18 protein-coding genes are annotated in these 16,360 nt (G+C 70.8%); 10 read left to right on the top strand and 8 right to left on the bottom strand.

Annotation, left to right across the window (positions count from 1 at the left end; all coding sequences use genetic code 11):
- Window positions 1-12 precede the first annotated feature (12 nt).
- The 4 genes from QQ657_RS18190 to QQ657_RS18175 all read right to left on the bottom strand — a co-directional run bounded on the left by QQ657_RS18190 (window position 13) and on the right by QQ657_RS18175 (window position 2,978).
- Window positions 13-1,041 (bottom strand): copper resistance D family protein, encoded by a 1,029-nt coding sequence (locus QQ657_RS18190; protein WP_284743354.1) that lies wholly within the window; start codon window positions 1,039-1,041, stop codon window positions 13-15.
- A 2-nt stretch (window positions 1,042-1,043) separates the two neighbouring features.
- Window positions 1,044-1,595, bottom strand: coding sequence for a copper resistance CopC family protein (locus QQ657_RS18185; protein WP_434056749.1), 552 nt, complete (start codon window positions 1,593-1,595; stop codon window positions 1,044-1,046).
- Window positions 1,596-2,360: a YcnI family copper-binding membrane protein gene (locus tag QQ657_RS18180; protein ID WP_284743352.1), complete on the bottom strand. Its 765-nt coding sequence runs from the start codon at window positions 2,358-2,360 to the stop codon at window positions 1,596-1,598.
- A gap of 75 nt (window positions 2,361-2,435) precedes the next feature.
- Window positions 2,436-2,978 carry a hypothetical protein gene (locus QQ657_RS18175; RefSeq protein ID WP_284743351.1) on the bottom strand — a complete coding sequence of 181 codons (543 nt, stop codon included), beginning with the start codon at window positions 2,976-2,978 and terminating at the stop codon, window positions 2,436-2,438.
- Window positions 2,979-3,230: 252 nt separating this feature from the next.
- Here QQ657_RS18175 and QQ657_RS18170 point away from each other — a divergent pair, with 252 nt between their 5' ends.
- From QQ657_RS18170 to QQ657_RS18155, 4 genes are read left to right on the top strand one after another with little or no spacing between them, the layout of a single operon-like run.
- Window positions 3,231-3,878 (top strand): ABC transporter permease, encoded by a 648-nt coding sequence (locus QQ657_RS18170; protein WP_284743350.1) that lies wholly within the window; start codon window positions 3,231-3,233, stop codon window positions 3,876-3,878.
- Window positions 3,871-5,037, top strand: coding sequence for an ABC transporter ATP-binding protein (locus QQ657_RS18165; RefSeq protein ID WP_284743349.1), 1,167 nt, complete (start codon window positions 3,871-3,873; stop codon window positions 5,035-5,037). The genes QQ657_RS18170 and QQ657_RS18165 overlap by 8 nt, the downstream gene beginning before the upstream one ends.
- A complete protein-coding gene (locus QQ657_RS18160) occupies window positions 5,034-5,813 on the top strand; it encodes an ABC transporter permease (protein ID WP_284743348.1) in 780 nt (259 codons plus the stop codon). The genes QQ657_RS18165 and QQ657_RS18160 overlap by 4 nt, the downstream gene beginning before the upstream one ends.
- Complete coding sequence (locus tag QQ657_RS18155) at window positions 5,810-6,778, top strand: glycine betaine ABC transporter substrate-binding protein (RefSeq protein WP_284743347.1); 969 nt, start codon at window positions 5,810-5,812, stop codon at window positions 6,776-6,778. The genes QQ657_RS18160 and QQ657_RS18155 overlap by 4 nt, the downstream gene beginning before the upstream one ends.
- A gap of 54 nt (window positions 6,779-6,832) precedes the next feature.
- Here QQ657_RS18155 and QQ657_RS18150 read toward each other — a convergent pair whose 3' ends face one another.
- A complete protein-coding gene (locus QQ657_RS18150) occupies window positions 6,833-7,294 on the bottom strand; it encodes a DUF6474 family protein (RefSeq protein WP_284743346.1) in 462 nt (153 codons plus the stop codon).
- Between the two features lie 90 nt (window positions 7,295-7,384).
- Here QQ657_RS18150 and QQ657_RS18145 point away from each other — a divergent pair, with 90 nt between their 5' ends.
- From QQ657_RS18145 to QQ657_RS18135, 3 genes are all read left to right on the top strand, one after another.
- A complete protein-coding gene (locus tag QQ657_RS18145) occupies window positions 7,385-9,025 on the top strand; it encodes a TM0106 family RecB-like putative nuclease (RefSeq protein WP_284743345.1) in 1,641 nt (546 codons plus the stop codon).
- An 81-nt stretch (window positions 9,026-9,106) separates the two neighbouring features.
- Window positions 9,107-9,736 (top strand): PadR family transcriptional regulator, encoded by a 630-nt coding sequence (locus QQ657_RS18140; protein WP_284743522.1) that lies wholly within the window; start codon window positions 9,107-9,109, stop codon window positions 9,734-9,736.
- Window positions 9,737-9,742: 6 nt separating this feature from the next.
- Complete coding sequence (locus tag QQ657_RS18135) at window positions 9,743-10,402, top strand: class I SAM-dependent methyltransferase (protein ID WP_284743344.1); 660 nt, start codon at window positions 9,743-9,745, stop codon at window positions 10,400-10,402.
- A 44-nt stretch (window positions 10,403-10,446) separates the two neighbouring features.
- Here the strand turns inward: QQ657_RS18135 and QQ657_RS18130 are convergent, their stop codons facing one another.
- Complete coding sequence (locus QQ657_RS18130) at window positions 10,447-11,205, bottom strand: SDR family NAD(P)-dependent oxidoreductase (RefSeq protein ID WP_284743343.1); 759 nt, start codon at window positions 11,203-11,205, stop codon at window positions 10,447-10,449.
- Between the two features lie 142 nt (window positions 11,206-11,347).
- Here QQ657_RS18130 and QQ657_RS18125 point away from each other — a divergent pair, with 142 nt between their 5' ends.
- The 3 genes from QQ657_RS18125 to QQ657_RS18115 all read left to right on the top strand — a co-directional run bounded on the left by QQ657_RS18125 (window position 11,348) and on the right by QQ657_RS18115 (window position 14,963).
- Entirely contained in the window at window positions 11,348-12,652 is a 1,305-nt protein-coding gene (locus QQ657_RS18125) for a UDP-glucose dehydrogenase family protein (RefSeq protein ID WP_284743342.1), read from the top strand.
- Between the two features lie 123 nt (window positions 12,653-12,775).
- Window positions 12,776-13,168, top strand: a complete 393-nt coding sequence (locus QQ657_RS18120) for a VOC family protein (RefSeq protein ID WP_350310683.1) — start codon at window positions 12,776-12,778, stop codon at window positions 13,166-13,168.
- Between the two features lie 28 nt (window positions 13,169-13,196).
- Entirely contained in the window at window positions 13,197-14,963 is a 1,767-nt protein-coding gene (locus QQ657_RS18115; RefSeq protein WP_284743341.1) for a gamma-glutamyltransferase family protein, read from the top strand.
- Here the strand turns inward: QQ657_RS18115 and QQ657_RS18110 are convergent.
- Both QQ657_RS18110 and QQ657_RS18105 read right to left on the bottom strand, forming a co-directional pair.
- A complete protein-coding gene (locus QQ657_RS18110) occupies window positions 14,960-15,841 on the bottom strand; it encodes a VOC family protein (RefSeq protein WP_284743340.1) in 882 nt (293 codons plus the stop codon). The genes QQ657_RS18115 and QQ657_RS18110 overlap by 4 nt on opposite strands.
- Window positions 15,834-16,358 carry an RNA polymerase sigma factor gene (locus QQ657_RS18105; protein ID WP_284743339.1) on the bottom strand — a complete coding sequence of 175 codons (525 nt, stop codon included), beginning with the start codon at window positions 16,356-16,358 and terminating at the stop codon, window positions 15,834-15,836. The genes QQ657_RS18110 and QQ657_RS18105 overlap by 8 nt, the downstream gene beginning before the upstream one ends.
- Between the last annotated feature and the right edge of the window lie 2 nt (window positions 16,359-16,360).

The raw sequence follows: 16,360 nt of genomic DNA, 5'->3' as shown, positions 1-16,360 counted from the left end.
GGGGAAGGGCTTTCAGGACGCGACGACCGGCGCCCGCGTCAGCACCACGGCGAAACCGAACGCCAGTCCCATGACGGTCAGCTCGAGCGTCGCCCACGCGGCGAGCGCCGTCCGGTTGTGCCGGACGATCTGCGGCAGCAGCCGGAAGCGGGTGTACGCGCCGAGCAGCGCGATGACCCCGGTGCACAGGAACTTCAGGACGAAGAGCTGCCCGTACGGCGTCGTGAAGATCGCCGCCCAGAACCCGATGGTCGGGTTGAGCGAGATCTCGACGAGCCCGTTGAACAGACCGGTCGCCGCGGAGAGGACCAGGCAGAGCGTCGCGAGCTTCGAGAACCGGGGCAGCGCGTGCGCCAGCAGCGTCCGGTTGGCGACGAGGAGCACGGTCATCGCGCCGAGGCCGCCGGTCCAGGCGACGGCGCTCATGACGTGCAGCTCCATCGAGATCATCGTGTAGTCGTGGTAGTTCCAGTTCGACGCGTGCCCGGTGACCGGCAGCGGCAGCAGCGCGAACAGGCCGAGCCCGACCCGGACCTCGGCGGGCACCTTCTCGCCGAAGCGCAGGGCCAGTGCGCCGATCCCGGCGTGGACGAGCGCGAGCACCGCGACGATGACGAGCGCCTTGCCGGCGCCGACGGCCGCGATGTAGTCGCCGATGTCGCCCGGCGAGAGCGTCGACGAGCCAGGCTTGAACTCCGCGGTCTGCAGGATCAGCGCGACGACCGCGGTCGTGGCCCAGACGAGCGCGGCCGCGACGCCGGCCGGCCGGGCCAGCCGCATGATCGGCTCGGTGAGCTTCGGCCGGTCGTAGCCGACGAGCACCGACAGCAGCGCCAGGCCGATGGTCGTGACCGCGGCCAGGTCGAGCAGCACTCGCACGAGGGGGATGCCGGCCGAGACCACCGCGCTGGGCTGCACCACGCCGGGGACCGGGGTGGTGGCCATGAGCGCGACGCCGATCAGGGCGCCGAGCAGGCCCGCCGTCACGACGCACAGCAGCGTCGAATAGCGGGGTTTCGCGGTGGTCTCGGCTTGGGTCATCGCTACTTCTTCTCTTCGACGGCCTTGCCGCCCGACCGTAGGGCCACGGTCAGCCCGATCGCCAGCAGGACGACCGCGCCGGCGATCCAGACCCAGATCGGCACGCCGGTCGAGCCGGACTGCGGGGCCGCGGACGACGAGCTGCCCGGCGACTTCGCCGCGTCGACGGTCGCCGGCGTGCCGGTGCCCGCCGAGGTGAGGGTGAACGTGAGCTCACCGGTCACCGGGTGGCCGTCCGCGGACAGCACGCGGTAGCCGATGGTGTACTTCCCGGCCGGGCCGAGCGGCCGCAGGGGCGCGCTGATGACGTTGTTCACCACGCTGATCGGTCCCTCGGCCCACTGGCCGCCGCCGGGTCCGGTCACCGCGATCTGGTTGACGTCCGCGCCCTGCACGTACTGGTCGAACGTCAGGCTGATCTTCTGCGGGCCGGCGGCGACGGACGAGCCGTTCGCCGGGTCCGAAGAGATCAGCACGTTGTGCGCCAGCGCCGGGGTGGCCGTGCCGAGGACCGGCCCCACCCGCCAACCCCCCCCGCCCAGCGCCCTCCGCAATTAGCTGTTGCCTCCCGGCTTCGCCGTGGCCTTGCGGGCCCGGATGGTGGCGCCGGCTCCGACGCCGAGGCCGACGGCCCCGACGAGCAGGCCCGCCCCGCCGAGCCAGCGGGCCGTGTTGTCCGACGTCGCCGCGGCGGCTTCGGAATGCTCACCGGTCGTCGACGCCGTGTCCGCCGACATCCCGGCGTGCTCGTCACCTTCGGCGGCCTTCGCGGCCAGCTTGACGGACGGCGCCGGGTGCTCCGGCTCCTCGCCGCCCGTGGGGGTCGCCTGGTTCCAGTCGACGACCTTGCCGTCGCTGTAGGTCTGGTGCGCGGGGAACTCCACCTGGTCCACATTGGTCGGCAGTGGGCCGAAGCTGACCTCGAACTCCTGGTAGTTCACGGCCTTGAGCTCGCTGCCCGCCTGCGCGGTCCACGTCACCGCGGTGACGGCTTCGGTGATCTGGGTGCCGTTGTCCTTGGTGATCGGCGTCGGCAGCTTCGACTTCGTGACTTCGGCGGTCCAGCCGGGGACCGGCTTGGTCCGCACCGAGCCGATGCCGTAGTCCGCCTTGAAGTCGACGGCCACCTTCGTGGTGGTGATGGGGTCCTTCTCCTCGCTCGGCACGCGGAACACGATCGCCGCGTACCCGCCCTTCGTCGGCTGCGCGCCGTAGACGTTGGCGGTGACGTGCGCGGAGGCGACGCCCGCACCGAGGAGACCGGCGACACCGACGGTGGCGGCGAGGAAACCGGCGCGCTTGAAGACGTGCTGGGACATGGTGGGTTCACTCCTGATGAACTCAAGAAAGGGCAGCGAACTCGGGGGTTCGCTGTTCGGGGGATGAGCTGGGTCTCAGGAGTGGACGGGTGGGCCGCGCCGCCCGCGGATCCGGCGCAGGTCGACGCCGACGAGGTGGCCCGGCGCGTCGACGCGCACCGGGACGAGCGCGGGAGCCGCCGGGACCGGCAGCGGAGTGAGCAGCCGCGGCAGGATCGCGCGCAGCACCGCGAGGACGGTGAGGAGCATCGCGTCCGCGCGGGCGAGCAGGAGCGCCGTGACCAGGGTCGCGACCGCGTGCGCGGCGACCATGCCGAGCCCGGTGCTGCCGGGCATCGCGTACATGTCGTGGTGCCCGGCGAGCGTGGTGAGCAGCAGGTGCATCACGAGCTGGGCGGCGCCGAGCAGGGTGATCGTGGTGACGGTCCCGCGTGCCTTGCGGGCCAGCGCGCTCGCGGTCCAGCCGAAGAGGCCGGCCAGCAGCACGGTCATCGCCGGGTCGGGCAGGCCCCCGTCGGCGAGCCGGTGCGCGGTCACGGAGAGCACCCCGGCGCACACGGCGAGCGACATGCCACGGGTAGCACCCAGCGCGGCGGGACGCCGGGCCGGAACGCTCATGAGGAGCAGCCTAAGGGACTTGCTCCCGGCTGAACGTGTGATCCCGTGAAGTGAGCACACACCCGGTTCACGGCCCGCGCCACGCCGTGGTTCAGGTCATTTCTTGCCGATCACGCTCGGAAAGGCCAAGGTTGGCGAAACCGGTAGGCCGAAGCGGGGGTTTGGTCCGGCGTCGCGCTGGGTACTGAGCCGTCGGTCAGGAACTAGCCCGATCGGGTGAAGGCCTGCGCAAAGGCGGGAGAGCGGACACGGATGAACCTCTTCGACTACATCTCCGACCGGGCGAGCAAGCTCTGGCTGGAGGCTTACCTGCACACCAGCATGGTGGTGCAGTGCACGATCCTCGCGGCGGTCCTCGGCGTGCTGATCGGGGTGGCGGTCTACCGCAGCCCGATCGGTTCGGCGGTGGCCACCGCGCTGGCGAGCACGATCTTGACGGTCCCGTCGTTCGCCCTCCTGGGCCTGCTGATCCCGATCTCCGGGCTCGGGCCGACGACGGCCGTGATCGCGCTGGTGCTCTACGGCCTCCTGCCGATCGTCCGGAACACCATCGTCGGGCTCGACGGCGTCGACCCGGCGATCACCGATGCCGCGCGCGGCATCGGGATGAGCCGCTTCGGCGTGCTCACCCGGGTCGAGCTGCGGCTGGCCTGGCCGGCGATCCTCACCGGCATGCGGGTGGCCACGCAGATGCTGATGGGTATCGCGGTGATCGCCGCCTACGCGAAGGGCCCCGGCTTCGGCGCCGAAGTCTTCTCCGGGCTCACGAACGCGGGGAGCACGAACTCCCTGAACCAAGCCGTCACCGGCACGGTCGGGGTGGTCATTCTCGCCCTGCTGCTCGACGGCATTTACGTCCTGATCAAGCGTTTCACCATCTCTAGGGGTGTCCGTGGCTGAGAACGAGGAAGTCTCCGGCGTCGAGATCGAGCTGGAGCACGTGACCAAGCGGTACCCCGGCACCCGCGAAGCGGCGGTCGACGACTTCTCGATGGTCGTGCCCGCCGGCAAGATCGTGGTCTTCGTCGGCCCGTCCGGCTGTGGCAAGACCACGACCATGCGGATGATCAACCGGCTGGTCCAGCCCACGTCCGGCCGGATCACCATCGGCGGCGACGACGCGCTGAAGCTCGACGTCGACACCCTGCGCCGCCGGATCGGCTACGCGATCCAGCAGGCCGGCCTGTTCCCGCACTTCACCGTCGCGCAGAACATCGGCGTGGTGCCCGGCCTGCTCGGCTGGGACAAGAAGAAGGTCAACGACCGGGTCGAGGAGATGATGGACCTGGTCGGGCTGGACGCGGGCGACTTCCGCGACCGCTTCCCTCGCCAGCTCTCCGGCGGGCAGCAGCAGCGCGTCGGCGTCGCGCGGGCGCTCGCCGCGGACCCGCCGGTGCTGCTGATGGACGAGCCGTTCGGCGCGGTCGACCCGATCACCCGCGGCAACCTGCAGGACGAGCTGCTGCGGCTGCAGAGCGAACTGAAGAAGACGATCGTGTTCGTCACGCACGACTTCGACGAGGCCGTGAAGCTCGGCGACAAGATCGCGGTGCTCGGCAACCAGTCGTCGATCATGCAGTACGACACGCCCGAGGCGATCCTGGCCAACCCGGCGAACGACACGGTCGCCGGCTTCGTCGGCGCGGGCGCGTCGCTGAAGCAGCTGACGCTGCTGCGGGTCCGGGACGTCGAGCTGGCCCAGGACGCGCTGACCGCCGGGGTCGACGAGGACCCGGCCGAGCTCCGCAAGAAGCTCGAAGACCAGCGCAAGCACTTCGCGCTGGTGCTGGACGCTCGCCGCCGGCCGACGCGCTGGGTGCACGCCCGCGACCTGACCCCGGGTGCGTCGCTGGCCAACGCGGGCAAGCCGCTGCGGGACATCGTCAGCCTGCAGTCGACGCTGCAGGACGCGCTCGAGGCAATGCTCGCCGAAGGCGGTTCGGTGCCGGTGACCGGCGCGCGCGGCGAGTACGCGGGCACCATCCAGCTGGACACCGTGATCGCGACCATCCAGCAGCTGCGCGAGGAGCACACGAACGGCGAGGAGGTGTCCGCATGACGGCTGCCGTCGATACCGGTTTCAGTACCGAGTCCGGCTCCAAGCGCGCCGAACGCGTCCGGCTGTTCGCGCAGCCCGTCGTGGTGCTGGTGATCGTCGCCGTCACGCTGATCTGGGTGTTCTCCAGCGGGCTGACCGCGACCGAGAAGGAGACGCTCAACGCCTCTTCGCTGTTCACGGCGTTGTGGGACCACGTGCTGATGACGCTCGTGGTGGTCGCGATCGTCGTGGTGGTCGCGGTGCCGCTCGGGGTGATCGTGACTCGCCCGTGGGCACGTTTCCTCGCGCCGATCTTCCTGGCGATCGCGAACATCGGCCAAGCCGCGCCCGCGCTCGGTGTGCTGGTGCTGTGGTTCATCGTCACCGGCTCGGTCGGCGGGCTGTGGGTGGCGGCGCTGCCGCTGGCCTTCTACTCGCTGCTGCCGGTGCTGCGGAACACGATGGTCGGGATCCAGCAGGTGGACCCGGCGCTGATCGACGCGGGCCGCGGAATCGGCATGTCGGCGGCCGCGGTGCTGTGGCGGGTCGAGATGCCGCTGGCCGTTCCGCTGATCCTGGCCGGCCTGCGCACCTCGCTGGTGCTGGCGGTCGGCACGGCGACGTTCGGCATGTTCGTCAACGCCGGCGGCTTCGGGCTGCTCATCGACACCGGGTACAAGCTGAACCTGACCTCGGTGCTGGTCACCGGCTCGGTGCTGGCCGTGGCGCTCGCGCTGCTGGTCGACTGGCTGGGCGCGGTCGCGGAACAGTTCTTCGGACCGAAGGGGCTGCGATGAAACTCCGCCGGATGAAGGCACTCGCCGGGGTGGCCCTGCTCTGCGGCACGCTCTCGGCGTGCGGTCTGTCGATCAACCAGGGGGTGCCCTACGACATCCAGCCGGGCACGATCCAGCCGATCCCGTCGCTGAACGGGCTCAAGGTCACGGTGGGGTCGAAGGACTTCACCGAGAACATCATCCTGGCCTACATGGCCGAGATGGCGTTGACCGCGTCGGGCGCGGACGTCGTCGACCTGTCGGACATCAAGGGGTCCAACTCGTCGCGGCAGGCGCTGCTGTCCGGTCAGACGGACGTCACGTGGGAGTACACCGGCACGGGCTGGATCAACTACCAGGGCAACGAGCTCCCGGTGCCCGGCGGCGAGAAGGCCCAGTACGAGGCGACGGCCAAGGCGGACGAAGAGAAGTTCGGCGTCACGTGGCTGAACTACTCGCCGCTCAACGACCAGTACGCGTTCGCCGTCACCGAGGCGTACGGCGCGCAGAACAACCTGAAGACGACGTCCGACCTCGCGGCGTTCATCAAGCAGAAGCCGGACCAGGCGGTGTTCTGCCTGGAGACGGAGTTCACCAGCCGCCAGGACGGGTTCCCGGCCGCGGTGAAGGCCTACGGCTTCCAGAACCCGAAGATCGAGAACTTCGGCATCGGCACGATCTACTCGGCGGTCGCGGGCGGCACGTGCCCGGTCGGCGAGGTGTTCACCACCGACGGCCGGATCTCCGGGCTCAACCTGCGGGTGCTCGAGGACGACAAGAAGGCGTTCCCGCAGTACAACGCGGTCGCGACGCTGCGCACGGAGTTCATCAAGGCGCACCCGGACCTGCGCGGCCCGCTGGAGAAGATCAGCGCGGCGATCACCAACGAGCAGATGGTCCAGCTGTGCAAGCAGGTCGACGTCGACGGCCAGGACGCGGGCAAGGTAGCCCACGACTGGATGGTCTCGAAGGGCTTCGTGAAGTAACCCGGACCGAAACGGCCCCCGGTGCGCGCACCGGGGGCCGCTTTCGTCTCCGGGTCAGATCCCCAGCCGGTTGAGCAGCTTGCCTTCCAGCCGCTCCAGCTCGCCGGCCACCGCGCGGTGCACGGCCTTGCGCCGCGCCGCCGGCATCCGCTCCGCCGCTCGCACCGACGCCGACAGCTGCTCCAGCGTGCTCAGCGACTCGCTCACGAACGTCTTGTCCGCGGCCGACGCCTTCTCCGACTTCTCGAGATCCCGGCACCCGTCGGCCAGCCCGGCGATCCGGGCGTGCAGGGCCGCGCCGCGACCGGTGTAGGACCCCAGCTGGTCGACCGCGACGCCGAGCTTGCGTGCCTGGTAGCGGTCGTACAGCTCCCGGGCGGAGCCCGCCGCGCGCACCGCGAACGGCGCGACCACCGGGATCACGACGGGGCCGAGCACCTTCGCCACCGCGACCGCGTTCTTCGCCTTCTTGGGGGTGAACCTGGCTTCACCCTCGACCTTGGCCTTGCGCGCCATGGCACCTCCTGCGACGTGTCGAGGTCGAACTTACTGGTCGCCCGGGTGGCGGGCATGTCGGCTCGGCGGTGGGAATCTAGAGTGATCTCCATGAAGGGCGAGGTGGTACTCGACGCGGGAGCGGTGAGCCGCTGCCGCCGTCGCGTGCACCTGGAGCACGACCCGGCGATGCGCGAGGTACCGCTTTCCCCGCCGGACCCCACCGCGCAGCAGCGGATCGACGACGCCGCCGCCCACCGCGAGGACATCGTCACGCGGCTGATGGCGGCCAACCCCGGCCACTGGGTGAAGATCGGCCGCGACCTCCCGGCCCACGAACGCGTCGAGCTCACCGAACAGGCTTTCGCCGCCGAAGCGCCCTACATCTGGGGCGCGCTGCTGCCGGTCGACCCGGCCGGGCACCGGCGCGGCGGCATCGACCTGCTCGTGCGCACGGGCCGCGGTTACGTCCCGGTGCTCGTCGTGCGCCACCGGATCTCCGACCGCGGCACCGGCGCGATCGTCACGGACCTGACCGACCTCGACCCGGCCCACCGCGGCGCCGACGAGAGCCGCAAGGTCCGGTCGCAGCCGCGTGACCAGCTCCGGCTCGTGCACATCCGCCGCATGCTGCAGACGCTCGGGCAGGCCGACGAGAGCCTCACCCTCGGCGGCGTCATCGGCCTCGACGCCGACGTCGTCGTCTGGCACGACCTCACCGCGGGCACCTGGCCGGGCGGGCGCAGCGCGCTCACCGAGTACCAGGCCCGGTTCGCCGACCGGCTCGCGATCGCCAGCGCGGCCGCGAACGGCGAGGAGCCGCTGGCCGAGCCGTCGCGCGTGCTGGAGTGCCGTCGCTGCCCGTGGTGGCCGACGTGCGAGGTGGTGCTCACCGAGACCCGCGACGTCAGCCTCGTGGTCCGCGGCGAGGACGCGGTGGAGCTGCGCCGCGCCGGCGTGTCCACTGTGGACAAGCTGGCCGCGCTCGACCCGGCGGGCGAGGCGCCGGAGATCAACTGGACCGGCGTGACGTTCCCGGACGCCGTCGTGCTCGCCCGCGCCTGGCTGGCCGACCTGACGCTGGTGCGCCGCGTCGACCGCGTCGAGGTGCCGCGCGCCGACGTCGAGGTCGACGTCGACATGGAGAGCTTCGGCGACGCCGGCGCGTACCTCTGGGGCTGCCTGCTGACCGGGGCCGACATCGGGCTGGAGCCCGGCTACCGCGCCTTCGCGACGTGGGATCCGCTGCCCACCGACGACGAAGCCCGGTCCTTCGCCGAGTTCTGGGCCTGGCTCACCGACGTCCGCGAGCGCACCGAAGCGGCCGGGCTGACCTTCCGCGCCTACTGCTACAACGCGCTCGCCGAGAACCGCTGGCTCTTCGGCTCGGTCGAGCGCTTCGGCGAGCACCCGGGCGTCCCCACGAAGAAGGAAATCCAGTCCTTTGTGGACTCCGAGGAGTGGGTCGACCTCTTCCGCAGCGTCACCGACCAGTTCCTGTGCTCCCAGGGCAAGGGCCTGAAGGTGATCGCCCCGGTCGCCGGGTTCGCCTGGCGTGACCCGGAGGCGGGCGGCGAGGCGTCGATGCGCTGGTACCGCGACGCCGTCGGCATGGACGGCGAGACGCCGGACGCCGGCCAGCGCGAGCGACTGCTGCGCTATAACGAGGACGACGTCCTGGCGACCCACGCACTGCGGGAGTGGATCGACGTGCGGGCGCAGGCCGAAGTGCCGTACATGTTCGATCTCTGAGTAGTTCGCCGACTAAGACACTTGCCTGCTGGCACGTCTTGCGTATACTCGTCTGCGAGTACTCGTGAACGAGGAGTCGACATCAAGAAGCGGAAAGTCGCCAGCATGCTGGGCCTGGCCGTGTTGTCCGTCGCGCTGGAACGCGCGATGCACCCGTACGAGATGGCGGCCGTGCTGAAGGAACGCGGCAAGGACGCCGACATGCCGATCAAGTGGGGCTCGCTCTACACGGTCGTCGCGAACCTGGAGAAGCACGGCTTCCTGGAGGCCGTCGAGAGCGTCAAGGACGGCGGGCGGCCCGAGCGGACCGTCTACCGGATCACCCCGGCCGGGCGGGCGGAGTTCGAGGACTGGGTCCGCGAGCTCGTCGGCACGGCCGAAAAGGAACCACCGCGGTTCCGGGCCGGGCTGTCGATGATCGGCATCCTCGGCCCCGACCAGGCGATCAGCCGGCTCCGGCAGCGGCTTGCCCAGCTCGACGACCACGTCGAGGCGCAGCGGGCGGCCCTGGAGCAGCTACGGCCGTTGATGCCGCGGCTGTTCCTGGTGGAGGTCGAGTACGACATCGCGATGACGGAGGCCGAGGGGCGCTGGGTGCGCGGCTTCCTCGAAGAACTGACCACCGGCGCCCTGCCCGGCATCGAAGCCTGGCGGCGCTTTCACGAAACCGGCGAATTCCCGGACGACCTGGGGGAGTTCGTGGAGAGGTAGGAACCGATGGAGACGACCCGCAAGCACCGCGTGCCCGAGATGGAGGGCTTCCAGGCGCGCTGGTACGCCAAGAACCGGGGCACCGAGCCGCAGCTCGCGCAGTACCGGCGGCAGGCCGCCGAGGTCACGTCCGGGCTGGCGGAGGGCGCCGACGTCCTGGAGGTGGCACCCGGGCCGGGCTTCTTCGCTGTGGAGCTGGCGAAGCGCGGCTTCCACGTCACCGGGCTCGACATCAGCCACACGATGGTGGAGATCGCGCTGGAAGAAGCGCGCAAGGCCGGGGTGGACGTCGACTTCCGGCAGGGTGACGTCACACGCGCGCCGTTCGCCGACGAGTCGTTCGACTTCCTCGTCTGCCAGGCGGCGTTCAAGAACTTCCGGCAGCCGGTGGCCGCGCTGAACGAAATGCACCGGGTGCTGCGCCCGGGTGGGTTCGCGGTGATCCACGACCTGAACCACGAGGCCACCGGCGCGGACATCGGCCGCGAAGTCGCCGGCATGAACGTCGGCGCGGTCAGCGGCTTCACCGTGCGGCAGACGCTGGGGTGGCTGCGACGCCGGGCGTTCACGCGGGAGCAGTTCGAGGAGCTGGCCGCGGAGAGCGCTTTCGGCGGCTGCTCGGTGACGACCGACGGCATCGGCCTGGAGGTCCGCCTCACCCGCTGAGGGCCCAGGGCGGCACTTTCCTGACGAAAGTGCCGCCCCTGGCGTCAGCGCGGGGCCATCCGCAGCGAGCCGTCCATGCGGACGACCTCGCCGTTCAGGTAGTCGTGGTCGATGAGCGACAGCGCGAGCTGCGCGTACTCGTCCGGCCGCGCGAGGCGCTTCGGGAACGGGATGCCGGCGGCGAGCGTCGCGCGGAACTCGTCGCTGACCGTGGCGAGCATCGGGGTGTCGACGATGCCCGGCGCGATGGTCAGCACGCGGATGCCGTGCGAGGCCAGGTCGCGGGCCGCGGGGAGCGTCATGCCGACAACGCCGCCCTTGGACGACGAGTAGGCGACCTGTCCGATCTGGCCGTCGAAGGCGGCGATGGACGCGGTGTTGATGACGACACCGCGGGCGTTGTCCTCGAGCGGCTCGGTCTTCGCGATCGCTTCGGACGCGACCGTGAGCACGTTGAAGGTGCCGATCAGGTTGATCTGGATGACCTTCGCGTACAGCGCGAGGTCGTGGCGGCCCTTCTTCGACAGGATCCGCGCGGACGGCCCGATGCCGGCGCAGTTCACCACCGTCCGCAGCGGCACCCCCGACCCGGCCGCGGTCGCGACGGCCGCCTCGACCTGCTCGACGTCGGTCACGTCGGCCTCGACGTAGGTGATGCCGTCGACCTGCTCGGCCTTCTCGATGGACGGCGCGAGGTCGAGCGCGAACACCCGCGCGCCCTTGGCCGCGAGGGCCTTCGCCGTCGCCCCGCCGAGGCCGGACGCGCCCCCGGTGACGAGCGCCGCGGTGTCGGTGATCTGCATCTGTGCGGTTCCCTTCGCTGCTCTGACTCGAGACACAGGTTAACGCTCGTTCGCAGGGGCGATTCGTGTCTTCGCTCACCGCTTTCGGGTACGACCGGTTCCGTTAGCGTCGTGGTCAACTCCGGCTGTCACCTTCAGCACCATGACGCCAGCTCGGATCGTGGTGGTAGGTACCGGTTACGTCGGCTTGACCACGGGGGCCTGCCTGGCCGGCCTGGGTCATTACGTCACCTGCGTGGACGTCGACCGCGCGAAGGTGTCCCGGCTGAGCGCGGGGCGCGTCGACATCCTCGAACCCGGGCTGACCGACCTGGTCGCCCGCGGGATCGCGGCCGGCCGCCTCCAGTTCGTCGTCGGCGCGCGCGACGCGGTCCGCGACGCCCAGGCGGTGTTCCTCTGCGTACCGACGCCGATGGGGGCCGGTGGCTCCGCGGACCTGCGCGCGGTCGAGGCGGTGGCCGCCGAGATCGGCGACGTCCTGCCCGCAGGTTGCGCGCTGGTCACCAAGTCGACCGTGCCGGTCGGCACGTCGAAGCGGATCGAGGAGATGCTCGGCCGCACCGACGTGCCGGTGGTGTCGAACCCCGAGTTCCTCCGCGAAGGCACCGCGGTCGCGGACTTCCTGGGCCCGGACCGGATCGTCGTCGGCTCGGACGACCGCGCGGCCGCGCACTGGGTCGGCGAGCTGTACGCCGAGCTGGACGCGCCGGTCGTCGTCGCCGATGCCGCCAGCGCCGAATTGGTCAAGTACGCCGCGAACTGCTACCTCGCGCTGAAGCTCTCGTACGTCAACTCCATCGCCGAGCTCTGCGAACGGCTCGGCGCGGACATCGACCTCGTCACCGAAGGCATGGGCCACGACCGCCGGATCGGCCGGACGTTCCTCAAGCCCGGCCCGGGCTGGGGCGGCTCGTGCCTGCCGAAGGACACGAGTGCGCTGGTCAAGGTGGCCGAGTCGGTCAACTACGACTTCCGGATGCTGACCTCGGCGATCGACGAGAACATCGCCCAGCGCGACCGGATCGTCGCGAAGATCGCCGGCGCGGTCGGCGGCACGCTGGCCGGCGCGCGCATCGGCGTGCTGGGCCTGGCGTTCAAGGCGGGCACGAACGACCTGCGCGACTCGCCCGCGCTCGCCGTGTCTTCGGTGCTGTGCGCGCTGGGCGCCGAGCTGATCGCCTACGACCCGGCCGTCGACGGCGGGATCGACGGGATGACCGTGGTCGACGACGCCTACCAGGTCGCGAAGGACGCGGACGCCGTCGTCGTGCTGACCGAATGGGCCGAGTTCAAGCACCTCGACTGGGCGGCGATGGCCGAGCTCATGGAGGGCATCGACGTCGTCGACACGCGCAACCTGCTCGACCCGCGGGTGATCGTCGACGCGGGACTGTCCTGGCAGGGCGTCGGGCGGCCGCGGGCGGCGGCGCGAATCAAGGTTTCTTGACGGCCGCCTCTTGGCTAGGCTGGCCGCACGGCATCGCGTGTCGGTCACCGGCTGGGTGAGGCATGGAGGTGGCGGGAGTGCCCCGGAGGCATTTCACTCGTGTCAGTATCCGTTTCCGTTGAATTGAACCATCTGATCGTCCCGTCCCGGAACCACCGGGAATCCGCCGAATTCCTGGCGACCCTGCTCGGCCTCGAAGTCGGGGAGGAATGGGGTCCGTTCATTCCCGTCGAGACGCGCAACGGCGTCCGGCTGGACTTCGCGACCATCCCTGAGCAGGACCTTCGCCTGCAGCACTACTGCTTCCTGATCCCGGAGGACGACTTCGACGCCGTGTTCGCGCGGCTCGTCGAAACGGGCGTGACCTACCACGCCGATCCGATGGGGAAGCAGATCGGCGAAATCAACCACAACCACGGCGGCCGCGGAGTCTATTTCCTCGACCCCGGCGGCAACGGGATGGAAATCATCACGCAGCCGTACGAGCCGGAACGGCGTCGCCCGGCTCGCTGGTAAGTTCCTTAGCTTTGCGTACTATCGGGGCATGTTCACGACGAGGCCCGAGCTGGCCGGCACCTTCGGGATGGTGGCATCGACGCACTGGCTGGCTTCGGCCACCGGGATGGCGGTGCTGGAAGACGGCGGCAACGCGTTCGACGCGGCGGTCGCCGCCGGGTTCGTCCTGCAGGTCGCCGAACCGCACCTCTGCGGCCCGGCAGGCCAGGTACCCGGCCTTTTCGTGACGGCGGACGACCCGACCCCGCGGGCGCTGGCCGGTCAAGGCCCGTCGCCCGCGGGGGCCACGCCGGAGCACTTCGCGTCGCTGGGGCTGGACCTCATCCCGGGCAGCGGCCTGCTCCCGGCGACCGTCCCCGGCGCTTGGGACGGCTGGCTGTTGCTGCTTCGCGACTACGGCACGAAGCCGCTTCGCTCGGTGCTGTCGTACGCGATCGGCTACGCGCGCAACGGCACCCCGCTGGTGTCGCGGGTCGGCGACACGATCCGAGCCGTCGAGCGGCTGTTCGTCGAGCACTGGCCGACGTCGGCGTCGCTCTGGCTGCCGGACGGCAAGCCCGCGTCCGGCCTACACCGGAACCCGACCCTGGCGGACACCTGGGAACGGCTGCTGAGCGAGGCGGAGTCCGTCTCGGGTCGCGAGGCGCAGATCGACGCGGGACGTCGTGCCTGGTCACAGGGCTTCGTCGCCGAAGCGATCGAAGCGTTCAGCCGGACGGCGTTCCGCGACGACTCCGGCCGCGACCACGCGGGCCTGCTGACCGGCGAGGACCTGGCGTCGTGGTCGGCGTCGTACGAGGACGCGGCGTTCGTGGACGTCGACGACTGGCGCCTGGTCAAGATGGGCGGCTGGACGCAGGGGCCGGCGTTGCTCCAGCAGGCGTTGCTTATGCACGGCTTCCGCGACGAGCTGTCCTATGTGGACGGCGTGCCCTCGGAGCGCACGGTGCACCTGGCGACCGAAGCGGCGAAGCTGGCCTTCGCCGACCGCGAGGCCTGGTACGGCGACACCGACGTCCCGCTGGACGTGCTGCTTTCGGCTGCTTACACGGATTCCCGGCGTGCCCTGATCACCGATACGGCGTCTGCCGAGCTTCGCCCCGGGGACGCGCGTGGTCCGGCCCGGCTCCCGGCGATCCTGGATTCGCTGCAGGGCGTGAAAGCGGAAGGCGGCGCGACGGGCGAGCCGACGGTCGGCCCCCAGGGCGAAACCCGCGGCGACACGGTCCACCTCGACGTCGTCGACGCGGCGGGCAACCTGGTCTCGCTGACCCCGTCGGGCGGCTGGCTGCAGTCGAGCCCGACGATCCCGTCACTCGGGTTCTGCCTCGATTCGCGCGGGCAGATGTTCTGGCTGGAGCAGGGGCTGCCCAATTCGCTGGCCCCGCGCAAGCGCCCCCGCATCACGCTGTCGCCGTCCCTGGCCCTGCGCGACGGAGTCCCGACGCTGGCATTCGGCACCCCGGGCGGCGACCAGCAGGACCAGTGGCAGCTGTGCTTCTGGCTGGCCCACGTGTACGGCGGCCTGAACCTCCAGGAGTCGATCGATTCCCCGGCCTGGCACACGACGGCGTTCCCGAGCTCGTTCTACCCGCGCTCGTGGAACCCGCGCGAGCTGGTGGTCGAGTCCCGCCTGGGTACGTCCACTTTGGACGCCCTCCGCGACCGCGGCCACTCCCTGATCGACGCGGGCGACTGGGCTTTGGGCCGCTTGTCAGCGGTCTCCCGTTCCGACGGCCTGCTGCGCGCGGCGGCCAACGCCCGAGGCATGCAGGGCTACGCGGCGGGACGTTAGCTGCCTGGGCGTTCCCAGAGCCAGAACTCGATGCCCTGGTTGTCGGTGCAGTCGGCCGTGGTGCCGTACGGGTGGTTCTCGACCTCGCCCGCCCGGCCGCCCTGCTCGCCGACCCGCGTCAGGGCCGCCGCGAGGTCGTCGACCGCGTACATCAGCTTCCAGCCGACCTGCCGGTCGCCCGCCCACAGGCCGCCTTCGAGGCCCGGGCCCGAGAACGACCAGGCGTCCGAGACCGAACCCGGCGTGAACTCCCAGCCCAGCACCGCGCCGTAGAACGTCTTCGCCGGCTCGGCCTCCGGGACCTGGAACGTGAAGTACATGGCCTCGCCCGGCTTCGACGCGGGTGCCGGCTTGGGCGTCGCCTGCGAAACCAGCCAGCGCTGGCCGAACGGGTCGCGGAACGAGCCGCCCCGGCCGTACGGCGAGTCGCTCACCGCGCGGATCAGCGTCGCCCCCAGCTCCAGAGCCCGGGTCACGCTGACGTCCGCGTCCGGCACCTCCACCCGCACCGACGCGCCCCCGGCCTGCGGGGCGACGTGGCCGATCTCCGGGTACTCCTCGGCGAGCATCAGCACCGCGTCGCCGATCGCCAGCTCGGCGTGCCCGATGCGGCCGTCGTCCATGAGGATCGGCTCGCCGCGTCGCACGGCGCCGAAGACGTCGACGTAGAAGTCGAGCGCGGCGCGCGCGTCGGACACCGCGAGGTAGGGCGTCAGCGAGCGCAGTTCGGCGTCGGTGGCCGGTGCCTCGGAAGTGGTCGTCATATCGGCTCCGTTCAAGATGACGCGACGCAGGTTGTCGCGCAGTTCGGCGGCGAAGTCCGGGTCGGGGGCGACCCGCTCGGAGGGCCGGCGAAGCGCGTCGAAAGGCTCAGGCATCGCGACCCTCCTTCTCCTCGTAGGCGCGCCGGAACGCGGCACGGGCCCGCACGAGCAACGCCTCGGTGGCGTGCACGCTGCGTCCCAGGTGGCCGGCGACCTCGGGCACGCCGAGGCCGTCGACGTACCGCAGGGTCAGGGCCGCGCGGTGGTGCGACCCGAGGGAATCGAGCACCTGTCTCGCGCGCAGGGCGTCGAGCCGCTCGTCCCACGGGTCGTCGACGTCCGGTTCACTGTCGTGCACCAGCCGCAGCCCGCGTTCCTCACGTTCTTTGCGCCGCCAGTGGTCGGCGAGCTTGTGCCGGGCGACGCCGATCAGCCACCCGGTGCTCACTGGAGGTGCGTACTCCTTGCGACAGGCGGCGACCGCCCCGAGGAACGTCTCGGACGTGAGTTCCTCGGCGAGCGTGCGGTCACCGCACCGGGACAGCAGGTACCCGTAGACCTCCGGCAGCGCGGTCTCGTAGAGCCCGAGCAGCGCGAAGGCCGGGTCCGGTCGTACCCGCGGTTCCGTCACAC

Origin of the sequence: Amycolatopsis ponsaeliensis, from assembly GCF_030182635.1 — a bacterium.
Taxonomy (GTDB): Bacteria; Actinomycetota; Actinomycetes; order Mycobacteriales; family Pseudonocardiaceae; genus Amycolatopsis; species Amycolatopsis ponsaeliensis.
The sequence above is the reverse complement of the archived record's forward strand: the minus strand, read 5'-3'. Positions and strand labels throughout refer to the sequence as shown.